The organism is Noviherbaspirillum suwonense (genome assembly GCF_900182955.1).
Taxonomy (GTDB): Bacteria; Pseudomonadota; Gammaproteobacteria; order Burkholderiales; family Burkholderiaceae_D; genus Noviherbaspirillum_A; species Noviherbaspirillum_A suwonense.
In genome coordinates this window covers 1-3,459 of record NZ_FXUL01000057.1, presented here as the reverse complement: position 1 = coordinate 3,459, position 3,459 = coordinate 1, and the positions used below count along the sequence as shown (strand labels likewise).

General features: G+C 45.6%; 3 protein-coding genes. All 3 read right to left on the bottom strand.

Annotation, left to right across the window (positions count from 1 at the left end):
* Window positions 1–39: 39 nt before the first annotated feature.
* A complete protein-coding gene (locus QOL82_RS28990; RefSeq protein WP_283445795.1) occupies window positions 40–642 on the bottom strand; it encodes a hypothetical protein in 603 nt (200 codons plus the stop codon).
* A 341-nt stretch (window positions 643–983) separates the two neighbouring features.
* Entirely contained in the window at window positions 984–1,559 is a 576-nt protein-coding gene (locus tag QOL82_RS28985; protein WP_283445794.1) for a hypothetical protein, read from the bottom strand.
* Window positions 1,560–1,914: 355 nt separating this feature from the next.
* Window positions 1,915–2,565, bottom strand: a complete 651-nt coding sequence (locus QOL82_RS28980) for a hypothetical protein (RefSeq protein ID WP_283445793.1) — start codon at window positions 2,563–2,565, stop codon at window positions 1,915–1,917.
* Window positions 2,566–3,459 lie beyond the last annotated feature (894 nt).

The following is a 3,459-nucleotide window of genomic DNA, read 5'->3' as shown; positions in this document are numbered from 1 at the left end:
AATTCGTCGAGGTTTACAACCCCGTCTTACAAAAGAATATCAACTTCTTCTGCACCCTACGAAGTCAGCAGACCGGACTTGTGTATAACGAGATGGGTTTAGTGCGGATAGCTGAATAAGGCAACGACAACGCTCCTGCCCGTCTGCAGGCCACCGAATCTGTTCTCGTACAATGCCAGGCCAGATAATTTCTTCATAATCATGCTTTACCGTCCGCCAAGGTTCGGCTGCGTTGAGGTCTTGCAAAGTTATGTCAACGCTACGTACGGGAAAATCGCCTTCAACACAGGTGGCAAAGTTAATGTCGCCGCTATCGCTATCGACAAATGAGTAGACCTTAATGTAAGAGTCACCACCAGTAGCGTGCCCGGTAATCATCTTCAGCTGGACATCTAGTTTCTCACTCAATGTGGTGAGCCTACCAATTGTGTCCTTTACCGAATCTTTGCGTTCTATCTCCCGCTTAATACGAACGATTTGGCCAGTGAACCAAGCCAACATCAAGAACCCGAAGAAATATCCTTGAACTTTGCGTAGATCGTCGCCAGAAACGCCCCATAGAGCAAAACCCACTGCGATGGCACAAGGAAACCAGAACTCTTTTATCACCGCAGTGAAAATACGCCACGCGTTACCAAACATAGTGCTCCTATAGTGGTTATGTGGCGGACATTTTAGATCAGCACCGATAACAATCACTATGTTAGCTTTGGCTATTTTGTTGCCTCGTATTTTGTGGATCGCAGAGTCGACGCGTGGTTTCTCCTATCGACACAATAAAGTAACACCGCCGCAATGTCTGCTATGTGGCTTCACCCTAGCAGTTGTAAGGACAGCTATTGGCCGAACATGGCCTGACGGCGAACTGGCACTATCGACCCAATGCTGTCATTGAAGCTTCCCTAAAGCAGTCGCTCAACGCTTCACAAAGGCAGCGATTCGCAGGAACGAGGTCGATATCGAATTACTCTCCAATGGAAGGATTAGACATCATGCTGCGCAGCAGACAGGCCAATATATGCCTGAACTTCTCGAAGCAATTCTAAGTACGAGGCATCGAGTCGCTCTCCCTCAAACCGAATTTTTCTCAATGCTTCGCCTCGCATCTCTTGCGTATCACCATGTGCTATCAATTCGGCATACAACTGAAACGAAGTTTCAATTTGGGTGAACTCATGCAGCGCGGATAGCATGTGATCTGGGAGAAAAGCACGGTTCTCGGTAACGAACGACCAGAAATTTCTGCGTTCGACTTCAAATTTAGCCATCGCTTCAATACTTAGACTTCCTTCTGCTGTCGTGACTTCTCGTACCGTGTGACGAAGCGCGAAGACAACTGATACGAACTTGGCATAAACACCTGCTTGTTTGTCGAAAGCTGCGGCTTTGCGGCGCGCCATTTCCTGCAACTCCAGTCGTTGCCGCTCTTTGAACTGCTCAAACTTGATATCTATTGAACGCGTGATGAAGTGCTTCACAAGGAACGCTATCCCCGCCGATATAGCCGCTGCTCCCAAAAGTGAACTAATAACGGATGTGACAACGGTAGACCAGTCCATCTTAAATTCCTTGATATATCAAGTGCTAAATGGATGCCTAATAATGTGGCTCAATAACGCGCCAGTGCTCTCTTTTACGAAACACTGGCAATATCTGCAGTATAAATAATTGGGAGTAGGACGTTGAACTGCTTAGTTGCACGAATACGCAAGTGACCTATGCCTGCACGAAAAAGTTGACAAAACGATATCTATTAGACTGGATTGCTGAATGACTGGAAATGGCCGCCTGTTGCCGTAGCCGAACGGAGAAATTCGACCCGAACCGGCCTGTTTACCGTGAGCAAAGCGAAATTTTTAGCATTCCATTTCATTGAACTGCGAGGCTTTTGAGGCAGGTCCAAAGAGAAATGAGTTAGCTACGTTTCTTGCTTAGTTTTCTTATAATGAAGCCGGCGACCAACGAGGCAGCTGATAGAACGAGTAAAAAGCGCCAGAATTTTTGTTGGTCAATAAACCAAAATGCGACAAATAGCGTCAAACAATAAAGGATCCCGGCAACAACAGACTTATATTCTTCTTGCTTGGTTAAGTCGAATAGGGATCGCTTCATCCAGGTTAGCGGGTACAGGATAGCACCTACAAATCCCGACATTGTAAACAGCATCTTTACAAGTTGACGCACCTCGGAATTTGCACCGACCCACGGCATAAGTCCAATTGCCAAGCCGAACATCATTCCCATCACTATGGCACCCGTCGATAGCCCGGCATTCGAAATTGGTACCCAAAACCTCATTACCCAAGCCGAAGAATACATGGCGGCAGCAGACTTTGAAGTTGCAATATTAATAATTGCAAGCCCTAAGAGCCCAAAAATCGAAAGAAATGAGAATGCATAGAATGAAAGAGGTTCCATCATCAGCATTTCAGCTTTTGCAAAATTAACATCAAAGTTTTCCATGATGCCAATGCTGAGCCCTAAACATAGACCATATAAAGCAAAAACCCAACTATTCTCCCAAAGGCTTTTAACAGAGATAGGGTTGGTAGGAGGAGTATTCATTTGCAATAATCAAAATTAGCTAAGTTAATAATATTTGTGGTTGCACGTTTTTAACAAGGGTGGAGGCCTATTTGTTATGTATGGTAGGACATTGGCCTCTCACGCTTATGGGTGCTGGATTTTCTAAGCGGGCTATCATTATAGGAGGAAATAAAATTTCGAAAAACATGTCATTTCGAACACTATAGAGAACAATGTAGCCTACGTAGAAAACGTAGTAGCGAAAAACCTGCCCACGAAGTAGCTTGATGGAGAAAGGTCCGATTATGGCCGCGTGTGGACAGAAGGCGACCTCAATCGTTCAAGACTTTTAGGACTGTTGGCTCGTGCCAGGCGAAGCATAACAGTCTGATTTTATATGGATGGTCGTTCAAACCTTTATTGGCGGCAAACACTTTCCTTTTCAGCCAACTCTAGTCGCTCGTTTATATTATTCATAAACGATTATGACTTTCGTTAATTTTGGGCTACCTCAACGCCGGAGCAGGTAGACAGGTCACTATTTTTCGAAGCGGCTATAATTAATTCATAAACGATTATGATTTATTTGGCGGGAAGAACGATATGGCATTGCATGTGCGCTTGTTTGCCGACAATAAAGTCTTGAACAAGGCAATAAAGTCTTGAACCGCAGGGTCAATATTTTCGGAATCGCCCTTTGAGACAAGGCCAGCACACGACCTGCGTCTGCCATGGTTTGGACCGCATCCGACCCTGCAGCCTGTCGGATTACTTAGCCGAACGTCCGGAATACAATGTATATCGGACTAGCTCCAGTCCCCGACTCTGTGATGAGTGTTGCGAGCGTCATCGAGTACCAATAATATTCAACGGCCCAAGCATACAGATAGCCGGATACGTATGCTGTTCAGCCGCAGCCAGGCCTTCATCGCT